We start from the raw sequence: 19,613 nt of genomic DNA on the forward strand, positions 1-19,613 counted from the left end.
GCGTCGAGCGCGATGCCGCGACCACGGCATCAGCTGCGTGGCGTCACCCAGGTCCACTCGGCGTACTTGGCTGTGCGGCCGTCACCGCTTGATCTGCCGGTGAGCCGGCGCCGCACCCACGGCACGACATGCTCGCGCGTGTAGCGCAGCTGCTCGCGACGGGAGGGAGCCGCAACCGGTGCCGCATCGAGCACCCAGTCGATCGGTGCAGGGCGGTCGAGCGCGCGCAGCACATTCGCCGCAACGCGGTGATGGCCGATGGGTGCGAGATGCAGGCGGTCGGGTGACCAGTACTGCCGCTGCGCCAGTCCAGGGTCGCTCCAGTTGTCGGCGAAGCGGATGCCCAGTCGCGCAGCAATGCCCTCGGCCTCGCGCACGAGCGCGTCGCCCTTCGCGCGCACCCGCGCCCCGCCCGGCAGGCCGGCGGTGGGGTTCGCACCGGCGAGCAGCAACGGTTCAGCACCCGCATCGATGATGCGCTGCAGCGCCCGCTCGGTCTCACCCATGATCCAGGCAATGTCAGTGCCCGGGCGCAGCATGTCGTTGCCGCCGCCGTTGAAGGTGACGAGGGTGGGGCCCAGGGCGAGAGCCGGTGCCAGTTGCTCGGCGATGATCGGGCCGAGGAGACGGCCTCGGATCGCGAGGTTCGCGTACTGGATCGGCTGGCCAGCCGCATCGGCGAGACCCTGCGCCACAAGATCGGCCCAGCCGCGCACCGAACCGTCAGGCTGTTCGTCGCCAACGCCCTCGGTAAAGCTGTCGCCGATCGCTACGTAGCGAATCGCTGCCCGCTGCTGCTGCTCGTCCACCGCTCCAGCCTACGCCCGCAGGGCCGCGCTCAGCTGCTGCCGGCCCGGCACCGTCGTTCCGTCTGCGTACACTGTCTGCAGCGCTCCGAGCCGGGGCGCGCCCTCGCCGGAGCCGTCGAGCGCCGCGCGATCCGCCCGTCACCGGCCCAGAAGGATCCCATGAAACTGTTCCGTTCCATCCCGCTGCTCGGCTGGATCATCATCGCGATCGTGCTCGGCATCCTGCTCGGACCTGTCATGCCGGCCTGGCTCGGTGGCGTGTTCCTCACCTACAACTCGATCTTCTCGGGCTTCCTCGGCTTCGCGGTGCCGCTCATCATCCTCGGCCTCGTGACGCCCGCGATCGCCGAACTCGGCACCGGCGCAGGCAAATGGCTTGGCATCACGGCAGCCATCGCCTACGGTTCGACAGTCATTGCGGGCCTGATCGCCTACGGTGTGAGCCGATGGCTGTTCACAGCGTCGATGGCAGGCGGCGGCCTGCGCGAGCTGGGTGACGAGGGCGGATCTGGCTTCGCCCCCTACCTCAGCGTCACCGCGGCACCCGACGGGGCTGCGACCGAGATCGTGCTGTCGCCGGTGATCGACGTGATGAGCGCGCTTGTGCTCGCCTTCGTCGTCGGCATCGGGCTCACGGCGTTCCGCAGCCGGGTCATCTTCCGCGGCGCGGTGGAGTTCCGCACGATCATCGAGTCGCTGATCCGCCGCATCATCGTGCCCGCCCTGCCCCTGTTCATCTTCGGTATCTTCCTCGACCTCTCCGCGAGTGGGGCGGCGCTGCAGGTCGTCGGCAAGTTCCTGCTCGTGGTGATCGTCTCCTTCGCGCTGACGCTGGTCGTGCTGCTGCTGCAGTACTCGGTGGCGGGTGCCATGTCAGGCAGCAACCCACTGCGCGCGCTCTGGAACATGCGCAACGCCTACTTCACAGCGCTCGGCACCTCCTCATCGGCTGCCACGATCCCGGTGACGCTGGCCTCGACCAAGAAGAACGGCGTGTCCGACTCGGTCGCCGGCTTCGTGGTGCCGCTCTGCGCCACGATCCACCTGTCGGGTTCGATGGTGAAGATCACCTGCTTCTCGATCGCAGTGCTGCTGCTCACCGGCGGCGACGTGTCGTTCTGGGCCTACTTCCCCTTCATTCTCATGCTCGGCGTGATGATGATTGCCGCTCCCGGCGTGCCCGGCGGCGCCATCGCCGCAGCGGCGGGCTTGCTCGTGCAGATGCTCGGCTTCGGCGAGGCGGAGGTCGGCCTGATGTTTGCGGCCTACATCGCCCTCGACAGCTTCGGCACCGCCACCAATGTGACCGGTGACGGGGCCATCGCGATGATCGTGAACAAGTTGACCCGCGGACGCCTCGGTGAGCAGGCCCAGCAGGGCGCTGATGAAGAGGTTGAGCTGATCGACGGTGCCGTGGATCAGCGCCACTCGCTGGGCTGATCCGCACCTCGGTGCGGGTAGGGTGCGCCGAATGTCAGAGGTGGGCGAGAGGATGGAACTACATCGACGCTCGAGTCGTGCCGCGAAAGGGGAGCCACATGCCTGACCACGCCGGAAGTGGTGCAACACCGAGAGTGCAAAGCGTTCGCAACAGCACCGTCGAATTCCTGCTCTTCACCTCACATAGAGACGACGCAAGCATCGAAGCGCGTTATGAAGACGGCACCATTTGGCTGACACAGAAGCTCATGGCCGAGCTATTCGGGGTCGATGTTCGAACGATCAGCGAACATCTGCAGACCGTGTTCCGCGAAGGAGAGCTTGAGCAGTCTGCAGTTATCCGGAAAATCCGGATACCTGCATCCGACGGCAAGCATTACGCCGTTCAGCACTATGATCTCGACGCGATTATTTCGGTGGGCTATCGGGTGAACTCCAAGCGGGCGACGCATTTTCGACAGTGGGCCACCACTGTGCTGCGCGACTTCGCACTGACGGGCTATGTGCTCGATCGAAAACGCATGGAAAATGGGAGCTACCTCGGCGAGGACTACTTCGAACGCTTGCTCGAAGAGATCCGCGAGATCCGCCTTTCGGAGCGCCGGTTCCATCAGAAGGTGACCGATATCTTCGCCACCAGCCTCGACTACAACCCGGCTTCGCCGCTCGCGCGAACGTTCTTCGCCACCGTGCAGAACAAGCTGCACTTCGCCGTGCACGGACGAACAGCCGCCGAGTTGGTGCATGAGCGAGCCGACGCGCATAAGCCTCACATGGGAATGGTGACTTGGGAGAACGCTCCTGACGGCAAGATTCTGCAGCGCGACGTCAACGTCGCAAAAAACTATCTTGATTCGGAAGAGCTCGATCAACTCGCCCGCCTGGTGAGCGCCTTCCTCGAACTCGCTGAGGGGCGAGCGAGGCGAAGAATCCCCATGACCATGGAAGATTGGGCGAAGAACCTCGATGCCTTCCTGACGCTTGACGGTCGCGAAGTACTCTCCGGGGCAGGCGCGGTATCGCACGGCCAAGCCGAATTGCATGCGCGTTCGGAGTTCGAGAAGTTCCGCGTGGTGCAAGACCGAAACCACGTCAGCGCCTTCGACCGCTTCGAGCAGCTCACCGAAGGCTCGCACGACGACTGGCAGCAGCAGTGAGCAATCCCCAGGGAGACCAGCGGCCAATGGGGGTGAGCGCCGCGACAAGCGATGAGGATCAGAGCCGCTCTGAGACGTTCATCGCGTTTCTTGCGTGGCCAATACTCACGCTGATGCTGCTCGCATTTCCGTTTATGGCGGCTCAGGCCATTTCCTCCGAACTGGGCGAAGACTTTGATAATGCCGTGAAGCTCGTCGCTCGGTGGCTGGGCGGTTCTGCAGATGAGTGTGCCCAGTGCGCGGGAGGATTCGACACCGCTCCGGGGTTTGGCTATCTCGCAGTCGTCGCTGCCATCGCCATCGGCTTGGCGTTCTCCCTCCCGCCCGGCGGTGTGAGGGATCTTCCAATTGTGAACCAGCGGTTAGTTGTTGCGATCGTGATCGGAATCCCGCTCACCGCGGCCGTTCTGTCTGCCACGGTCATCTGGAACATGCTGGCGGGAACGACAAGCCTCGAAATGTTTCTGCTACTGGCAGGAGCCTGGCTCGTGTCGCTTCTCACGTCGATCGTGGACTTGAAGCGATCGACCCGCCACCTGCTGCAGCAGGCCGAGAGAGAGTGGGAACGGTACAGCAAAGCGGCAGAAAAGAAGCGCATCTTCCTCGATTCGGCGCCCAACATAGTGCGCTTTGGGCCAGCATGGCTCTTGTTCTGGATCTTTCCCCTACTCGCGTCGGTCTTGCTCCCCTACCTCGGCCTGGTTCTAGACTTGCGCGGCGGCGATATTCCAAGTGAGGCCTGGGCCTTCCTCTTCGCAGTGCCGATATCTGTTTACTCCTTGCAGTGCGCGTTCCCAGTGGCCTATCCACCTCGCCCTACCATTGAGACGGGCTGGAAGTGGCTGGCGGGGCTATTCGGATCTAGCTTGCTGGTCATTATTGTGATCGCGGCGGGGATGGCGCAGTCGTGGGCGTTGCTCGCTTCTGTGCTTCTTGTCGCAATTGCTCAGCTGCTGCTCACGCTTCCGGAGTTCGCGGAACAGTTTTCGTACATTCGTGTGATTCGTCTTGCCGCTACAGTAAAGCGGCTTGAGAGAGCTCACGATTGGCTTGTGCAGGTACGAAAAATGTATGAACTCGAGTGCGCGGCAGCTCGAAAGGAAGAAGCAGCGCAGCCGCTGGTGCGGGTTGAGATCTTTCGGAGAAGGCCGAAGAAGATGGGCCGCTCTGGCGACTCACTGTCGTAGTCATAGCCGGCCGCGACACGCCCGGGGTTGCGTGGGAGGCGATGCTGGTCTAAGCTCGATCTTTGGCTGTGCGCCGTCCCAGTGCGCAGACCGCGGGAACCGCTCGGTTCGAGACCGGAATGATTCATCAAGCCGGGGTTCCTGCAGACAAGAAATCTTGGGTGAGGCCGTCCGGCCTCACGGTATGAGAGGAAACACCATGGCAGCAGTGTGCCAGGTGACAGGCGCCGTTCCCGGCTTCGGTCACAACATCTCGCACTCGCACCGTCGCACCAAGCGTCGGTTCGATCCGAACATCCAGAAGAAGACCTACTACGTGCCGTCGCTCGGCCGCAAGGTGACCCTCACCCTGTCGGTCAAGGGCATCAAGGTCATCGATGCCCGTGGCATCGAGTCCGTCGTTGCTGATCTGCAGAAGCGTGGGGTGAAGTTCTAATGGCGAAGGACAAGGACGTACGTCCGATCATCAAGCTCCGCTCGACCGCGGGCACCGGGTTCACCTACGTGACGAAGAAGAACCGTCGCAACACCCCCGATCGCCTCGTGCTCAAGAAGTACGATCCGGTCATCCGCAAGCACGTCGAGTTCCGAGAGGAGCGTTAATCATGGCGAAGAAGAGCATGATTGCGAAGAACAAGCAGCGCCAGGCGATCGTCGACCGCTACGCGGAGAAGCGCGCTGAGCTGAAGAAGGCCCTCGTCGACCCCAACGGGACCGACGAGAGCCGCGAGGCCGCTCGCGTGGGCCTGCAGAAGCTCCCCCGCAACGCTTCGCCGGTGCGCGTGCGCAGCCGCGACGTCATCGACGGCCGCCCCCGTGGCGTCCTGTCGAAGTTCGGCGTTTCGCGTGTTCGCTTCCGCGACATGGCGCACCGTGGCGAGCTGCCCGGCATCACCAAGTCGTCCTGGTAACAGGCCACAGACGGTACGACCGCTGAACGCGGCCGCCACCGGCTGACGAACGGGCGCGGATCCTCAGGTATCCGCGCCCGTTTCGCGTATGTGAGGTGCGCAGCCTGGGATTCCGCCCCCTTTTTCAGGGTTTCTGCGGTGAAAACGGCGCAAGATCCGCAGGATTCCGCCGAACTAGGGTAGATTCGTACGCGATCAACCGATCGGCCTCACCCACCGGGCGGGGCCACCTGAACCAGATCAGGGGCGGACGCCTCGCGTCGATGCCCTGGAAGGACACAACATGGCACTCAACAAGACTGAGCTCGTTGCCAAGATCGCCGCAGAGACCGGCCAGAGCCAGGCCGCCGTTTCGAGCGTGATCGACGGCCTCTTCGCCGCCGTCTCCGAGACCGTCGCCGGTGGCGACAAGGTGTCGATCCCGGGCTGGATCTCCTTCGAGACCGCGACCACCGCTGCCCGCACCGGCCGCAACCCCCGCACCGGCGAGACCATCGAGATCCCCGCTGGCAAGCGCGTCAAGGTGTCGGTCGGCTCGAAGCTCAAGGCTGCCGTGAAGTAACTTCTTCACCTCAGAAGACCCCGGCCGACGCTCGTCGTCGCCGGGGTCTTCTGCGTTTCCGGGCGAAGAGCAGGGGCATGCCCAGGAGAGAGTGCAGGGCGGCCCGGGCCTTCCGAAGGAGACATCAGGCTTGCCGCGTTAGGCTGGTTCGGTGCCCCGATATCTGCGCGTGCTCGCTCCTGCCCTTTTGCTCGCGGCGACCCTCGTGGCGTTGTTCATCGGGCTCGGGATCGGTGGAGCCGCCGACGAGCGTACGCTCGCAGACCCGGGCACGCTCGTGCGATTCGGTGTTCCGCTCTCGCGCACCCTCGTGAACGTATCGATGGCTGGCCTCATCGGCTCTGTCGTGATGGCGGTCTGGGCGCTTGCGGGCACCGCCGTCCCCGGCCACGGCTCGAAAGCGCGCACGAGTGATGCCCGCAGCAGCGACGGACGCCGCGCATCGGAGCCGCCGGCGGAGACGCGAGCGGCGATGGACCTCGCCGCCGCCTCGGCCGCGGTGCTCACCGTGGCGAGCGCTGCGACGATCCTCTTCACCTACGTCGACGTTTCGGGCCAGCCGTTCTCACCGGATCCGCAGTTCGGGGCGGGGCTCGCGATGTTCGTGACCGAGATCGAACTCGGGCAGCTGTGGATGATCGAACTGCTGCTGGCTGCGGTCACCACCGTGCTCGCATTCGCGATCCGCGGCCGCCGGCTGACCCTGCTCGTGCTCGTCGCCGCCCTGCTCACTACGCTGCCGCTGGCTCAGCAGGGGCATGCTGCGGGTGCCTCCGGGCACGGCCTGGCCGTGAACTCGCTGCTCGTGCACCTGCTCGGGGCCGCGGTGTGGCTGGGCGGCCTGCTCACCCTGATCTTCGTGGCCCGGGTTGTCGACAAGCAGCGGCTCGCGGTGCTCACCGCCCGCTATTCAACGCTGGCGCTGTTCGCGTTCGTTGGCGTGGTGGCATCGGGTGTCGTGAGTGCCTGGCTGCGCATCGGGTCGTTCGACGCGCTGTTCGGCACCGGCTACGGGCAGCTGGTGCTGCTCAAGACCGCGGCGCTCGTGGTGCTGGGCGTGTTCGGTGCGGTGCAGCGCACGCGCTTGATTCCGCGCATCGCGAGCGGGGGCACGCGCATCTTCGTGTGGTTTGTGCTGGCCGAGCTTGCTGTGATGGGTGTGGCGAGCGGCGTTGCCGGCGCGCTCGGCCGCACGGCGACGCCCGTTGCGCTGGAGCCCGCACGTGACCAGGGCGGCCGGATCAGTCCAGCTGAATGGCTGACCGGCGATCCGCTGCCTCCCGAACTCACCTTCGAGAGCTATCTCACCGTGTGGAAATTCGACCTCGCCTGGGTGCTGGTGTGCGTGTTCGGGGCGGCACTCTATCTGGCCGGCGTGATCCGTCTCGCTCGCCGCGGTGACCGCTGGCCGGTGGGCCGCACGATCTCGTGGCTGCTCGGCATGCTGCTGCTGTTCTACACGACGAACGGAGCGCTCAACGCCTACGAGCAGTACCTGTTCAGCGTGCACATGCTGGGCCACATGATGCTCACCATGCTGATTCCGCTGATGCTCGTGCTCGGTGCGCCCGTCACCCTCGCGTTGCGCGCTGTGGAGCGGCGCACCGATGGTTCTTGGGGTGGGCGCGAGTGGATTCTGTGGGCCGTAGCAACCCCCTACTCGAAGATCATCACGCACCCCGCCGTGGCAGCGGTGGTCTTCTCGGGGTCGCTGTGGGTGTTCTACTTCACTCCGATTGCGCGTTGGGCGGCACAGGAGCACCTGGGGCACCAGTGGATGATCATCCACTTCCTCATCGCGGGATACCTGTTCAGCCTGTCGATGGTGGGCGTCGACCCCGTACCCTACCGCTTCCCGTACCCGCTGCGCCTCGTGACGCTGTTCGCAACGATGGCGTCGCACGCCTTCTTCGGTGTGACCCTGATGACCGGCGACGGGCTGCTGCTCGCCGACTGGTACGGCGCGATGGGCCGCACTTGGGGGGCCACACCGCTCGAAGATCAGTCGACGGGTGGCGGGATCGCGTGGGGCATCGGTGAGCTGCCGACGCTCGCGCTCGCGCTCGTGGTGGCAGTGCAGTGGTCTCGCAGCGATGCGAAGGAGCAGAAGCGCAAGGATCGCGCCGAGGAGCGCTCGGGTGACGCAGAACTGCAGGCGTACAACGCGATGCTCGCCGCGCAGGCTGAACGCGATGAGCGGGTGCGGGCGTCGGGGCGCGCGACTCCGGGAGTGTGAGGGCGGATCGCGCGGGGTGTGAGCGGCCCCGCGCGATGCTGCGCTCGGCTGGGAGCCTGCGTGCTGCGACCGGAGTCGGTTACGCCCCCGGTGCGCCCTCGTCGGTGACGGTGACGTCGGCGCGGTGGAAATTGAGGTGCGAGCGTGAGGCTGTGGGGCCGCGCTGGCCGAGGTAGCGCGAGAAGGTGGCTCCCGCTCCGTAGGGCCTGTCGGCGGGCGAGGAGAGCTTGAAGAAGCAGAGCTGGCCGATCTTCATGCCGGGCCAGAGGCGGATCGGCAGGGTCGCGACGTTGGAGAGTTCGAGGGTGACGTGCCCTTCGAAGCCGGGGTCGATGAAGCCAGCGGTGGAGTGCGTGAGCAGGCCGAGGCGGCCGAGTGAGCTTTTGCCTTCGAGGCGGGCTGCGACGTCGTCGGGCAGGGAGACTTTCTCGAAGGTGGAGCCGAGCACGAATTCGCCGGGGTGCAGAATGAAGCCCTCTGCGGGGTCGACCTCGATGAGGCGGGTCAGCTCGGGCTGCTCGACTGCCGGGTCGATGACCGCGTACTTGTGGTTGTCGAAGAGCCGAAAGTAGCGGTCGAGGCGCACGTCGACGCTCGACGGCTGCACCATCGAGGCCTCGCTGGGCGTGAGGCCGATGCGCCCGGAGGAGAGTTCGGCGTTGATGTCGTGATCGGAGAGCAGCACGCGATCGATTCTATGCGAGGGCGGCTGCGGGGCGGATCAGTTGCCCTGTACCTCTTCGGTGAGCACGAAGAGCAGTTCGGTGATGCGCTCGCCGAGGTCTTCCGCTCCGACGTGGGCACTCCCGCCAGAGATCGCAGCGAGCCGCGCTGACCGATCGTACAGGCCGTCAAAGGCGGCGAGGGCACGCTCGACTGGAAGCACGAAGCGACGGCCTGCCGCGTCGACCAGTTTCTCGACGACCTCGGCCAGTTCGCCCTTCAGCGAGTCGAGGAATCCCGCGAAGCCTGGTGGCGCGAGTTCGGGGTCGCGCATGGCGAGCAACATGAACTCGGTTTCGAGTGCGAACCAGGCCGATTCGGCCTCGAGCGGAGAGAGAAACTCCTGCACGTAGCCGGCGACCTCGGCCGGTTGCAGGGGCTCGGCGCAGCTCTGCAGATGGGGGAGGAGGCTTTCAGCGCGTTGGGTGAGCTGTGTCGCGCGTCGTTGGTACTGGTGCTGCAGGGTGGCGAGGAACAGCTCCTCCTTGCTGGAGAAGTTCGAGTAGAACGCGCCTCTGGTGAACCCGGCGCGGCTGCACACTTGCTCGACGGTGGCGCCCTGCAGGCCTTCTTCGGTGAAGACCTCGGCCGCCGCATCGAGCAGCCGGTTGCGGGTCTCCTGGCGACGAGCGCTGAGTGCCGGGTCCACGGCAGCGCCGGGCGCTGTGGGGTCGACGGCGGAGAACATGCCTGTCATTCTCTCACGCGCATCCGAAGCTGGGAACGTTCCGATACATCGGTGTATCGGAACGCATACACTGGTGTATCGAAGCGGTGCGCTCGTGCATCGCATCATCCTGCCCGCGCCGCCACCGAAAGGCACGCATGTCGACGCTGCTCTACGCCCTCGGACGCTGGGCGACCCGCGCCCGCTTCCTCGTGCTCGGTCTGTGGATCGTGCTGCTCGCGCTGCTCGGCACCGGTGCCGCGCTCTTCGGGCAGGGCGCCAACGCGCCCATCACCATTCCCGGCACCGAGTCACAGCAGGCCATCACCGAGCTCAGCCGCACCTTCCCCGAGGTTAGCGGCACGAGCGCCACCATCATCGTGGTCGCAGCCGATGGCCAGCGCGCCGATGACCCCGCCTACGAGCGCATTATCGACGACGCTGCGGCCGAACTCGAACAGGTCGACGGGGTCACCGCCGTGCAAACCCCCTTCAGCGAGCAGGGCGGAGGGCTCGCCGAGGACGGCAGCGCCGCGCTGATCACCGTGCAGATCGAGGGTGAGGTGAGCAGCGTCTCTGACGCCACAGTCGCGGGCATTGAGCGGGTCACCGACACCATCCGGGATCACCTCCCGCAGGGCGCCGAAACCTCTTATGGCGGCGAAGCCTTCTCCGCCGCCGTGCCCGGCATCAGCCCCACCGAGGCCATCGGCGTGGTGATCGCGTTCGTAGTGCTGATCCTCACCCTTGGTTCGCTCATCGCCGCCGGCATGCCCCTCCTCATCGCGATTCTCGGCGTTGCCGTCTCAATCGCGGGGCTCTTCCTGGTTACGGCGTTCGCCGATCTGACCTCCACCACCCCGATGCTCGCCCTCATGCTGGGCCTCGCCGTTGGCATCGACTACACGCTGTTCATCGTGAGCCGCCACCAGGAGCAGCTGCGGGCAGGCACCGCTGTCGACGAGTCGATTGCGCGGGCAACCGCCACCAGCGGATCGGCGGTCGTGTTCGCCGGCCTCACCGTCATCATCGCGCTCGTGGGCCTGGCCGTGGCGGGGATTCCCTTCCTCACCGCGCTCGGCGTCGCCGCGGCTGCGGCGGTCGCCGTCGCCGTGCTCATCTCGGTGACGCTCACTCCTGCGATCATGGCGATGGCCGGGATGCGCATCCTGCCCAAGCGGCAGCGGATCGCGCTCGCCGCAGCATCCGACACCGCTGACGCCGCTGCGGTGCACTCCGCTGCGGCCCCCGCATCCTCCCGTGCCGACCGCTTCTTCGCGGGCTGGGTGCGCGTCGTCACCCGCCGTCCGTTGCTCACCATCGCGGCCGTGCTCGTCGCGCTCGGCATCGCCGCCGTACCAGCGCTCGACCTGCGGCTCGCGCTGCCCAACGCCACCTCGCTGCCCGCCGACGATCCGGCCCGCGTCACCTACGAACTGACCGGCGAGCACTTCGGTGAGGGCCACAACGGGCCGCTGTTGCTCACCGGCTCGATCATCACGAGCACGGATCCCCTCGGTCTCATGGCTGACCTCGCCGATGAAGTGCGTGCCGTGCCCGGTGTGGCCGATGTGCCGCTCTCGACGCCCAACCGGGGCGCTGACACCGGCATCATCCAGGTGGTGCCCGAGGAGGGGCCGCACGCTGAGAGCACCACCGAGCTGGTGCACACGCTGCGCGAGCATCACGATGAGTGGCAGCAGAAGTACGGGGTGAGTCTCGCGGTCACCGGCTTCACCGCCGTTGGCATCGACGTCTCCGAAATGCTCATGCATGCGCTGCTGCCCTTCGGGGTGCTCGTCGTGGGCCTGTCGCTGATCCTGCTCGCGATGGTGTTCCGCTCTGTCTGGGTGCCCATCAAGGCGACACTGGGCTATCTGCTGTCGGTGGGTGCTGCGTTCGGTGCGGTCGTTGCGGTGTTCCAGTGGGGCTGGTTCGCCGATCTGCTGCACGTCAGCTCGACCGGGCCCGTGCTGAGCTTCATGCCGATCATTCTGATGGGCGTGCTCTTCGGTCTCGCCATGGACTATGAGGTGTTCCTCGTATCGCGCATCCGAGAGGAGTACGTGCACGGTGCAAGCGCTCGTGACGCGATCCAGCGTGGTTTTGTCGGCAGCGCGAAGGTGGTCACCGCCGCCGCGCTCATCATGTTTGCGGTGTTCGCGGCCTTCGTGCCCGAGGGCGACCCGTCGATCAAGGTGATCGCCCTGGGTCTCGCCGTCGGTGTGTTCGTCGACGCCTTCATTGTGCGGATGACGCTCGTGCCCGCCGTGATGGCCCTGCTCGGTGACCGGGCCTGGTGGATGCCCCGCTGGCTGTCGCGCGTGCTGCCGGCCTTCGACGTCGAAGGTGAAGGTCTCGCACGCGAGATCGAGCACCGCGACTGGCCGTCCGAGATGCCGAACGCCGTCGTCGCGGTGCAGCGGCTCGCGCTGCACGGCGGTCTGCGGCTGCCTGAGCTGCGCATCGCGCCCGGCGAGACACTGCTGCTCGACCCGCGCGATCCACTCTCCCTTCCGCTCGCAGAAGTGCTCACCGGCCGCGCCCCGATCGTCACCGGCACGGTGAAGGTCGACGGTCTGCTGCTGCCTGAACGCGCCGCGTCGCTGCGCGCACGCACCGCGTGGGCCACCCCGGAATCGCTGCGCGAAGCACTGCAGGATCACCCCGCTATCGTGATGCTCGACCTGCGGGCGGCAGCCGAACGGCCCCTGCCGCTCGCGCTCGTTGAGAGCGCGCATTCGGCGCTCGCCGCAGCGGGGATCGAGGCGGTGCGCGGATCGCGCCCGGCGCCCACGGTGATCGTGCTCGGATCGCGCGAACTCGCCGAGCGCCTGCTGCTTGAAGACACCGTGTTTGTGCAACCGCCATTGGCTGCCGGTGATCCGCACGGTCCCGAATCGCACACCCTGGAAGGAGCTGGCCGATGACCGCCACCCTCACCCCGCTGCGGGGTCGCAAGCCTGTGCACTGGACCACCCTGCTCGGGCTCGTGCTGGTGCCGCTCACCGTTGCGGCCGTGCTGCTGTGGGGGCTCTGGAACCCCACGGAGCGACTCGACACGGTCACCGCCGCCGTGGTCAACCAGGACAAGCCTGTCGAGGTCGACGGGCAGACCGTGCCGCTCGGCCGTGTGCTGGCAGGCGAGCTGATCGGGTCAGAGGGCGGATCGGGATCTGCCTCCGGCTCCGACGCCGAGCGCACCAACTTCACCTGGGTGCTCACCGACGCAGACGACGCCCAGCAGGGGCTTGACGAGGGTCGCTACGCCACCGTCGTCACGATCCCCGAGAACTTCTCGGCCGCAGCCACCTCGCTGTCTGATGGGCCCGACCAGGCCGAGCAGGCCCACATCGACATCGCCGAGAGCGACCGCGGCAGACTCGTCGATACCGCACTCAGCGGCATCGTCACTCAGACCGCCACCAGTGTGCTGAACCAGCAGCTCGGCGAGCAGTTCGTGGGCAGCGTGTTCGTGGGGATGAGCGAACTGCACCGCGGCATCGGGAAAGCCGCAGAGGGTGCCACCCAGCTCGCCGACGGTGGCGCGCAGCTCGCCGAAGGGGCAGGATCGCTCGCGACCGGCACCCAGCGGCTGTCGGACGGCACGCAGCAGCTCGCCGGCGGTGCCGGGGAGCTGGCGAACGGCGCGGGGGAGCTGGCTTCGGGTGCTGCGGGGCTGAGCGGCGGTGCCGCTCAGCTTTCTGCCGGAGCCAGTGGGCTCGCGGGCGGCGTACGCCAGTTGGCGAGCGGCGATGGGGCCGGAAACCCAGGTCTTGCCGGGCTCGCCACCGGGGTCGAGCAGTACACCGGTGGAGTGAACGAGGCGATCTCCGGGCTGCAGCTCGGGGCTGGTGCGGCAGTCGGGCCCCTGACTCAGCTGCGCGATGCGATTAGCGCGGGCTTGATTCCCGTCGATGACCGAGACGGGGCCGTTGCTCAGCTCAATGCGCTCATCGCCCGGTTGCAGGGTGCGGCGAGTGGTGCCCCGGAGTCTCCCCTGCAGCAGTTGAAGAACAACGGTACCCAGCTAGCAGGCGGTGTACGCGCCGCTGCTACGGGTGCCGAGGAACTGGCAACGGGTGCCGAACAGTTCGCCGGCGGAGTCGCCGATTTCGCCGCAGGAACCGCTCGGTTCTCAAGCGGTGCTGCAGCGCTCTCAGCAGGCGCCTCCCAACTCGCAACCGGCACCTCGGAGCTCGCGGCGGGCACCCCAGCCCTTGCTGAGGGTGCCTCGCAGCTGGCTTCCGGCGCGGAGCAGTCGGCATCCGGCGCGCGCGACCTTGCGGGTGGGCTCGGCGAGGCCGTCAGCGGCATCCCGAACTACACCGAGGCGCAGCGCGACAAGCTCGCCGAGACGGCGATTGCGCCTGTGGAGGCGCGCGGCGGCAGCGACGAGCTGTTCAACGCCTCCGGTGTGCCGCTCTTCGCGGGGATCGCGCTGTGGGCTGGTGCGCTCGCCATGTTCCTGGTGCTTGCGCCGCTGTGGCGCCGCACCCGCGAGGCCGCTCGCGGCATCGGGCGGATCACGCTGCGCAGCGCGGTGCCGGCGGTGGCGCTGGGTGCTGTGCAAGGTGCGATCGCGGGCGTCGTGCTGCCGATGGCGCTCGGCTACGACCTGGGGCGCGCTTCGGCGTTCTTCGGGCTGGCGCTGCTCGCGGGCATTGCGTTCGCCCTCGTGGTGCAGGGGCTTTCGGCGCTGCTCGGCGGGCTCGGACGCTTCATCGCCTTCGTGCTGCTGGTGGTGGCTTTCGCTGTGGGCATCGTCTCGACCGTGCCGGGCCCCCTCGCCGCGGTGGGCGATGCGAGCCCGATCGGGGCGGCGCTCGGTGGATTCCAGGCGATTGCAACGGGCGCCAGCGGTGCGGCGGGCGCGGCTGTCGCGCTGACACTGTGGGCGCTCGGCGGTCTCGCGCTGACGGCGTTCGCGGTGGCTCGGGTGCGGAAGGCGGCCCGGGCCGAGGGGTAGCCCAGGGCCGGCGGTCTCGGGGCGGATCGGGATTGCTCCGTGCCGAGATCGGCTCTGGCCCTGCCCGGCCCCGACGCCCCTGGTTCCGTTCGGGCCGGCGGCGTAGGGTCGAGGTATGACTATGCGAGCGATCGTTGCGGAGCGGGCCGGCGGCCCGGAGGTGCTCGAACTGCGTGAGTTGCCCGAGCCTGCGCCGGGACCAGGCGAGTTGCTCGTGCGCACCGCCGCCACCGGAGTCAACTTCATCGAGACGTATCAGCGCTCCGGCGCCTACCGGGTGGGCTTCCCGTTCACACCCGGTGCTGAGGCGAGCGGCCGGGTGATCGCCGTGGGCGCGGGCGTTGCGGGCTTTGCCGTGGGTGACTTGATCACCACAGCTGAGGCGCGCGCAACGTATGCCGAACAGTTCGTGGTGGGCGCTGATCGTGCGGTGCGTGTGCCCGAGGGCATCGCTGCCGACACCGCCGCGGCGCTGCCCCTGCAGGGCCTCACCGCCCACTACCTGTCGGTCTCTGCTGCGCAGCCGCAGCCCGGCGACACCGTGCTCGTGCACGCCGGTGCCGGCGGTGTGGGCCTGCTGCTCACGCAACTGCTCGTGCGGCGCGGTGTGCGCGTGCTGACCACGGCTTCCACACCCGAGAAACGCGCGCTGAGCCGCGGCGCTGGTGCCGACGAGGTGATCGACTACGGCGGTTTCGCCGAGCGGGTGCGTGAGCTCACCGGCGGCGAAGGGGTTGCCGTCGTCTACGACGGGGTGGGCAAGCAGACCTTCGACGACTCCTTGCGGTCGCTGCGGGTGCGCGGTGAACTGGTGTTGTTCGGGGCGGCGAGCGGCCCGGTGCCGCCGTTCGACTTGCAGCGGTTGAACGCGGGCGGATCCCTCTCGGTCACCCGCCCCTCGATGGGACACTTTCTGCGCACCCCAGAGGAGCGCGAGGCTCGCTATCGCGACCTCTTCGACGCGATCGCCGACGGCAGCCTCGACGTGCGCATCGGAGCGCGCTTCCCGCTCGCGGAAGCCGCAGACGCCCACACTGCCCTCGAATCCCGCGCTACAACGGGCAAAGTGATCCTCGAACCCTGACGCCCGCGCGCCCGGTGCGGGCGACGTCGGCCGGATACGGTGCGGGCGATGCCACCGAGCTCAGGGCACGCGCCTGATCCACGCCTCCGTCAGAAACTTCTGCTCGACCAGCCGCTCCGCAGCATCCCACTCGCCCTCAGTGACTTCGCTTGCGGTGCCGCCGTGGCGCTGCTTGAACACCTCGACCATCTTCTCGATGATCTCCTCACGGCTGAGGCCGGTCTGGCTGCGCAGCGGGTCCACCCGCTTTTGCGCGCTTGTCGTGCCCTTGTCGGAGAGCTTCTCGCGCCCGATCCGCAGCACCTGGGTCATCACCTCAGGATCCATGTCGTAGGCCATCGTGACGTGGTGCAGCACCGCACCAGATCCGAGCCGCTTCTGGGCCGCGCCGCCGATCTTTCCCTGCGGGCTCGTGATGTCGTTGAGCGGCTTGTAGTGCGCGTCGATGCCGAGCGCCTGCAGCGCCTCCAGCACCCACTCGTCGAGGTAGGCGTATGAGTCGGCGAAGCTCATGCCGCGCACCAGCTCGCCGGGCACGTACAGGGCGTAGGTGATGCACGCCTCGGGTGCCATGTACATCGCACCGCCGCCGGAGATGCGGCGTACGATCTGCGCGCCGTGAGCCGCGGCCTGCTCCTCATCGACCTCGTTCTTCACCGACTGGAAACTGCCGATGAACACGGCGGGTGCGTTCCACTCCCAGATGCGCAGCGTGGGGCCGCGCAACCCCTCGCCTACGGCCGCTGTGAGCACCTCGTCGAGGGCCGCATTGAGCACGGGCGAGATGGGCGGCTCGTGCAGAATCTGCCAGTCGTAGTCGCGCCAGTGGGCGGCGCCGGTGATCGCGCGGCGGATCGCCACCCCCACTGAGCCGGGCGTGAAACCGAGCAGGTGCACCTCGGAGGGGAGTGCGCCACGGATCGCCTCGGCGAACTCCTCGATCGTGCTCGATGGGTTCATGCCCTCGACGGCGCTGTTGATACAGCCGAGCGCGTCGTCGGGTTCGAGGAAGAAATCTCCCGAGAGCGTGAAGCCGCTGATGCGCCCTCCGACCACGTCGAAGTCGACGACCACCAGCTTGCCGCCGGGAACCTTGTACTCACCGTGCATGCTCATGCACTCAGCGTACGCCTCCCGGCGCAAACACCGCACTACTCAGCAGCGACGCGATCCACCATCCAGGTGATGAGATCCGCGAACACCTCGTCGCGATTGGTCTCGTTCAGGGTTTCGTGCCTCGCGTCAGGGTAAATCTTCACGGTGACGTCGCGCACTCCGCGCTTGCGGTAGGCGTCGGCGAGCTGTCGCAGACCGTCACCCCTGGTGAGCGGATCTTCGCTGCCCGACACGATCAGGATCGGCAGCTCGCTCGGAATGCCCGGCCCCGGCTTGCCGAACAGTCGCAGCGAGTCGGCCACACCGAAAAGCCGCGCAATGTCGGCGCTGAAGCAGAGCTCGTCGGCGATGAAGGCCTGCGTAGTTGCGGCGTCGCGGCTCAGCCACTCGAAGCCGTTGGCGCCCTCGGTCTTCCATTTCGCGTTGAGGTCGCCGCTCTCCATGTGTTTGAAGGTGCGGAACGCCGAGCCGGAGAGCACCAGAGCGTCCCAGGCCAGTGGGTGCTCGTTCACGATGCGCTGCGCCATGAGCGATCCCCACGAGTGAGCGAACATCACGACCGGAAGCCCAGGGTGCCGCTCACGGGCAATGCCGGTGAGCTGCAGGATCGCGGCCTCGGCCGCCCGCAGGCCGCCCGGGCCGAGTCGCCCGAGCTTCGACAGCTCGCCCCCGTGCTGCCGGCGCCCGGTCTCGCCGTGGCCGCGATGATCGTCGGCGTAGACGGTGAAGCCCGCCTTGGTGAGGGCGCGGGCAAAGGCGTCATAGCGCTTGGCATGTTCGCCCACGCCGTGCGCGATCTGCACGACCCCGATGGGCTCATCAGCAGTCCACTCGTAGGCCGCGATTTCGATGCCGTGCGCGTCGGTATAGCTGAACTCGGTGTAGCCCGGTGCTTCAGTCGTCATGCACTCATTCTGGCGGGCGGGCCTGGGCGGCGCCAGGGCGGAATGGGTGCTGCGGGGCGGCAGCAAGAGATATGGGATCTGCCGTCGCTATGTCGATCCAGGGCGGATCGGGCATAGGAACGGCAGATCCCATATCGAAGGAAGGGGCTGCCCGCCTGGGGTTACACCGTGCCGTGCATGACCTCGCCGTCGACGAGCGTGAGGGCCGCCTCAGTATCGAGCAGCGTTTCAGGTGCGTCGGTCAGCGCGTTTGCGGACCACACCACCACGGTCGCCCGATAGCCGGCAGCGATACGGCCGACCTCGCCCTCACGACGCGTCGCGGTCGCCGTGCCCAGCGTGAGTGCTTCAAGGGCCTCTGCCGGGGTGAACACGCGCTGCGGCTGGTACGCGTCGCGGCTGCGATCCAGCGCCGACTTCGCGGTGAGCGCGATGAACAGGTTGTTTGGCGCCTCGTGGGGCGCGGTGGGTGCGTCGGTGCCGAGTGCGAGCAGCACGCCCGCATCACGGAACTTGTGCCACGGGAAGCCCGTGTGTGCGCGCTCATCACCGAGCACCGCCTGCCAGTTGTCGAGCACGGCGGGATCGCAGTGCACCGGCTGCATCGACGCGGTCACGCCCAGGGCGGCCATGCGGGCGATCGTGTCGTCGGCCACCGACTCAAGGTGCTCGACACGGGGGCGGCGATCCGCACGCGGACCATTCACGCGCACGCACTCCTGCACCATGTCGAGCGCGATCGTGCTCGCCTCGTCGCCGATCGCGTGCAGCGCGAGCTGCAGCCCCGCAGCATCAGCCGCGACAGCGGTGGGCAGCGCGAACTCGCGCTCCCAGATGGGGCCGGGCAGATCGCCGTTCGCGTAGGGTGCGCGCATCGTGGCGGTGCAGGCGTCGATCACGCCGTCGAGGATGAACTTCACGCCCGCGATCCGCAACCACTCATCGCCATATTGCGCAGCGACCTCATCACGCAGCCGTGCAACCTCATCGATCTGGGCGAGATCTGTGTCGAGGTTGCCCGTCGCGGTCAGCATCCAGTGAGCGTTCACCGGGAACGGCAGGCGACCGTCACGATCGAGCAGGCGACGGTAGGTCGCGAGATCGGCGTGCCCGAACGACATCTCGGTGGCGCCGGTCACGCCGGTCTCGAGGTACGCGGCAAACGCTGCCGCAAGGAAACGATCGCGATCCGCATCGGTGGTGACCTCGTCGAGATACCTCCACGCGAACTGCACCGCAGCCGTCTCGATCAGGAAGCCCGTCGCATCCCCATTTTCATCACGCACAATCTCGCCACCCACAGGATCAGGGGTGTCACGGGTGATGCCCATGGCCTCAAGAGCCGCCGTGTTGGCCCACACCGAGTGCAGATCGTTCGCGTCGAGAATCACGGGCACATCAGACACCGCGGCGTCGAGCATTGCGGCCGTGGGGCGCTCGCCCTCCTCGAAGATGTCGAACAGCCAGCTCGTGCCCAGCACGCGCGGCGCATCGGGGTTGGCCGCACGGGCGGCAGCGAGGCGCTCCTGCACCTCGGCGACGGTTTTCGCGTCGCGCAGCTGCACCTTCGTCAGTGATTCGCCCAGCATCAGCATGTGCGAGTGACCCTCGATGACGCCGGGAGTGACCAGAGCACCGCCCAGATCGATCTCCTCCGCGTCGCCTGCGGCCAGACGCACCGCATCGAGGTCGCCCGCCGCGAGGATCCGCCCCTCGCGCACCGCGAAGCTCTCGCGGGGAGCAGCGGACGCATCGCCGGTGAAGACCGAAGCATTGCGGTAGATCGTGGTGGTGGCAGTCAAGGGAGCTCGCTTTCGTGGGGTGGTAGGGGTGATGCTGTCGATCGT

The 19,613-nt window shown here is 67.2% G+C and carries 17 protein-coding genes; 11 read left to right on the forward strand and 6 right to left on the reverse strand.

Going from position 1 to position 19,613, the window contains the following annotated elements; translation table 11 throughout:
- Nucleotides 1-29: 29 nt before the first annotated feature.
- Nucleotides 30-809 carry an SGNH/GDSL hydrolase family protein gene (locus WFI54_RS09385; protein ID WP_336652529.1) on the reverse strand — a complete coding sequence of 260 codons (780 nt, stop codon included), beginning with the start codon at nt 807-809 and terminating at the stop codon, nt 30-32.
- 159 nt (nt 810-968) lie between these two features.
- On the opposite strand from WFI54_RS09385, the gene WFI54_RS09390 reads away from it, so the two are divergent.
- The 8 genes from WFI54_RS09390 to WFI54_RS09425 all read left to right on the forward strand — a co-directional run bounded on the left by WFI54_RS09390 (nt 969) and on the right by WFI54_RS09425 (nt 8,302).
- Nucleotides 969-2,249 carry a dicarboxylate/amino acid:cation symporter gene (locus WFI54_RS09390; RefSeq protein ID WP_336652530.1) on the forward strand — a complete coding sequence of 427 codons (1,281 nt, stop codon included), beginning with the start codon at nt 969-971 and terminating at the stop codon, nt 2,247-2,249.
- A gap of 98 nt (nt 2,250-2,347) precedes the next feature.
- Complete coding sequence (locus WFI54_RS09395; RefSeq protein ID WP_336652531.1) at nt 2,348-3,406, forward strand: virulence RhuM family protein; 1,059 nt, start codon at nt 2,348-2,350, stop codon at nt 3,404-3,406.
- Nucleotides 3,403-4,593: a hypothetical protein gene (locus tag WFI54_RS09400; protein ID WP_336652532.1), complete on the forward strand. Its 1,191-nt coding sequence runs from the start codon at nt 3,403-3,405 to the stop codon at nt 4,591-4,593. The genes WFI54_RS09395 and WFI54_RS09400 overlap by 4 nt, the downstream gene beginning before the upstream one ends.
- Nucleotides 4,594-4,792: 199 nt before the next feature.
- The gene (gene rpmB / locus WFI54_RS09405) at nt 4,793-5,029 is read left to right on the forward strand and encodes a 50S ribosomal protein L28 (protein ID WP_042544302.1); all 237 of its coding nucleotides are present in this window, start codon (nt 4,793-4,795) and stop codon (nt 5,027-5,029) included.
- Nucleotides 5,029-5,196 carry a 50S ribosomal protein L33 gene (gene rpmG / locus WFI54_RS09410; RefSeq protein WP_017884003.1) on the forward strand — a complete coding sequence of 56 codons (168 nt, stop codon included), beginning with the start codon at nt 5,029-5,031 and terminating at the stop codon, nt 5,194-5,196. The genes rpmB and rpmG overlap by 1 nt, the downstream gene beginning before the upstream one ends.
- Before the next feature lie 2 nt (nt 5,197-5,198).
- Nucleotides 5,199-5,504: a 30S ribosomal protein S14 gene (gene rpsN, locus WFI54_RS09415; RefSeq protein ID WP_336652533.1), complete on the forward strand. Its 306-nt coding sequence runs from the start codon at nt 5,199-5,201 to the stop codon at nt 5,502-5,504.
- A 283-nt stretch (nt 5,505-5,787) separates the two neighbouring features.
- On the forward strand, nt 5,788-6,066 hold the full coding sequence (locus WFI54_RS09420) for an HU family DNA-binding protein (RefSeq protein WP_017884001.1): 279 nt from the start codon (nt 5,788-5,790) through the stop codon (nt 6,064-6,066).
- A gap of 151 nt (nt 6,067-6,217) precedes the next feature.
- The gene (locus tag WFI54_RS09425; RefSeq protein ID WP_336652534.1) at nt 6,218-8,302 is read left to right on the forward strand and encodes a cytochrome c oxidase assembly protein; all 2,085 of its coding nucleotides are present in this window, start codon (nt 6,218-6,220) and stop codon (nt 8,300-8,302) included.
- 79 nt (nt 8,303-8,381) lie between these two features.
- On the opposite strand, the gene dcd is transcribed toward WFI54_RS09425, so the two are convergent.
- Nucleotides 8,382-8,987, reverse strand: a complete 606-nt coding sequence (gene dcd, locus WFI54_RS09430) for a dCTP deaminase (RefSeq protein WP_336652535.1) — start codon at nt 8,985-8,987, stop codon at nt 8,382-8,384.
- A 36-nt stretch (nt 8,988-9,023) separates the two neighbouring features.
- On the reverse strand, nt 9,024-9,713 hold the full coding sequence (locus WFI54_RS09435) for a TetR/AcrR family transcriptional regulator (protein WP_336652536.1): 690 nt from the start codon (nt 9,711-9,713) through the stop codon (nt 9,024-9,026).
- Nucleotides 9,714-9,850: 137 nt separating this feature from the next.
- On the opposite strand from WFI54_RS09435, the gene WFI54_RS09440 reads away from it, so the two are divergent.
- The 3 genes from WFI54_RS09440 (at nt 9,851) to WFI54_RS09450 (ending at nt 15,745) form a co-directional block, all read left to right on the forward strand.
- A complete protein-coding gene (locus WFI54_RS09440) occupies nt 9,851-12,622 on the forward strand; it encodes an MMPL family transporter (RefSeq protein ID WP_336652537.1) in 2,772 nt (923 codons plus the stop codon).
- Complete coding sequence (locus tag WFI54_RS09445) at nt 12,619-14,661, forward strand: YhgE/Pip family protein (protein ID WP_336652538.1); 2,043 nt, start codon at nt 12,619-12,621, stop codon at nt 14,659-14,661. The genes WFI54_RS09440 and WFI54_RS09445 overlap by 4 nt, the downstream gene beginning before the upstream one ends.
- Nucleotides 14,662-14,782: 121 nt before the next feature.
- The gene (locus tag WFI54_RS09450; RefSeq protein WP_442918564.1) at nt 14,783-15,745 is read left to right on the forward strand and encodes a quinone oxidoreductase family protein; all 963 of its coding nucleotides are present in this window, start codon (nt 14,783-14,785) and stop codon (nt 15,743-15,745) included.
- Nucleotides 15,746-15,805: 60 nt separating this feature from the next.
- On the opposite strand, the gene WFI54_RS09455 is transcribed toward WFI54_RS09450, so the two are convergent.
- The 3 genes from WFI54_RS09455 to WFI54_RS09465 all read right to left on the reverse strand — a co-directional run bounded on the left by WFI54_RS09455 (nt 15,806) and on the right by WFI54_RS09465 (nt 19,568).
- Nucleotides 15,806-16,855 carry a lipoate--protein ligase family protein gene (locus WFI54_RS09455; protein WP_336652676.1) on the reverse strand — a complete coding sequence of 350 codons (1,050 nt, stop codon included), beginning with the start codon at nt 16,853-16,855 and terminating at the stop codon, nt 15,806-15,808.
- Between the two features lie 41 nt (nt 16,856-16,896).
- Nucleotides 16,897-17,766 (reverse strand): alpha/beta fold hydrolase, encoded by an 870-nt coding sequence (locus tag WFI54_RS09460; protein WP_336652540.1) that lies wholly within the window; start codon nt 17,764-17,766, stop codon nt 16,897-16,899.
- Nucleotides 17,767-17,927: 161 nt separating this feature from the next.
- Nucleotides 17,928-19,568: an amidohydrolase gene (locus tag WFI54_RS09465; RefSeq protein ID WP_336652541.1), complete on the reverse strand. Its 1,641-nt coding sequence runs from the start codon at nt 19,566-19,568 to the stop codon at nt 17,928-17,930.
- Between the last annotated feature and the right edge of the window lie 45 nt (nt 19,569-19,613).

The organism is Leucobacter sp. MMO-125, assembly GCF_037148395.1.
Classification (GTDB): Bacteria; Actinomycetota; Actinomycetes; order Actinomycetales; family Microbacteriaceae; genus Leucobacter.